Genomic DNA, 1,312 nt, shown 5'->3' on the forward strand with positions numbered 1-1,312 from the left:
TAGTGAAGGAACATTAATTAAGCTAGCGTATTCTTTTGAACAAATTACAAAATATAGAAAACCCCCACTCTTCAACTAAGGGGGAAAGAGTTAAACAAGGTGTTGCAGCGGCAGCATCTTTTTTCTTATTCTGCTAACGAAGCAGATTAGCGAACATTTCGAGTATTTTTATATTAAAATTAAATAAGTGCAACATTAGTGAAAAAATATAAAAAAATAAATTATAGTCTTACAAGGTGGGGCAACAACCACTAAAATAAGCGCGGGGGGTTAAAAAATTTGAAACAATTGGGGACGCTATACTTTTTCTGTGGAAAAATGGGCGCTGGAAAATCAACTAAATCAAAACAATTGGCGATAGATAAACATGCGGTACTGTTGTCTGAGGATGAATGGCTTTCATCTCTTTATCCCAATCAGATTGCATCATTTGAGGACTATATAAAATTCTCAGCGCAGCTCAAGCCGTTGGTGAAAAAGCATGTCCAAAACATATTAAGTGTCGGTACAGATGTAGTGATGGATTTTCCAGCTAACACTCAAAAACTGCGAAAGTGGTTTTTGGATATGGCGTCAGAGGTCAATGCAAGCCATCAACTAATTTTCCTTAATCTAAATAACGAGCAATGCTTACGTCAAATTGCACAAAGGCGTAACGAACAACCCGAAAGAGCAGCTTTTGACACGGAAGTGGTGTTTATTCATGTTACTAAATTTTTTGAAGCACCAGAGGCATCCGAGGGTTTAAATATTTTAGAGTTTAGCGGAAAAGAATAACAAGGAGTTCAATGATTCGTGTGAATAGAGTACCTTCTGTTCTGGGAGGTACTCTATATGATATGAAATGAAATGTGAGTAAGAAAAGTTTCAATGTATATATGTTAAAATCGATGTAACTTTGTGAAGTGGTACACTTAAACTACCATGAAAATTAACTTCTGTGAGATCCGAAAAATGGCAATACTTAAATAGACGCAGCTCATTCATTTTTTAAAAAGGGGAGGAGCGTCTGATCTTTGGTGTTTATATCATTATATGATGGTTTAGGAAACTTCTGTTATTGTAACCGTATAGCCTAAGTTTTCTAGTCTTCGAACCGAATGGCGTACAATAGATACCTGTCTTCGTTTATCAAAGTAGTCTTCGCCTAAGTCTACATACATTTCTTTTCTAGTTAACAGGTAGTATGCGATCCGCAATATCGCGTGTGCAACTACAATAGCTGCTCTTTTGTTGCCTTTTCGTCCAGCTGTTCGTCGATACAATGCACCAAGATAGTTTTTTGAACCCCTGACTGATTGAGCTGCTTCAG

1 protein-coding gene and 1 pseudogene are annotated in these 1,312 nt (G+C 36.8%); one reads left to right on the forward strand and one right to left on the reverse strand.

The genetic code is table 11. The annotated features are described in order from the left end of the window. Positions 1-279: 279 nt before the first annotated feature. Positions 280-777 (forward strand): P-loop nucleotide/nucleoside kinase family protein, encoded by a 498-nt coding sequence (locus J2Y03_RS28835; protein ID WP_310200709.1) that lies wholly within the window; start codon positions 280-282, stop codon positions 775-777. A 266-nt stretch (positions 778-1,043) separates the two neighbouring features. Here J2Y03_RS28835 and J2Y03_RS28840 read toward each other — a convergent pair. After that, positions 1,044-1,312: pseudogene (locus J2Y03_RS28840) on the reverse strand (IS110 family RNA-guided transposase); the annotation flags it as partial.

Origin of the sequence: Neobacillus niacini, from assembly GCF_031457145.1 — a bacterium.
In the GTDB taxonomy this organism is placed as follows: Bacteria; Bacillota; Bacilli; order Bacillales; family Cytobacillaceae; genus Neobacillus; species Neobacillus niacini_J.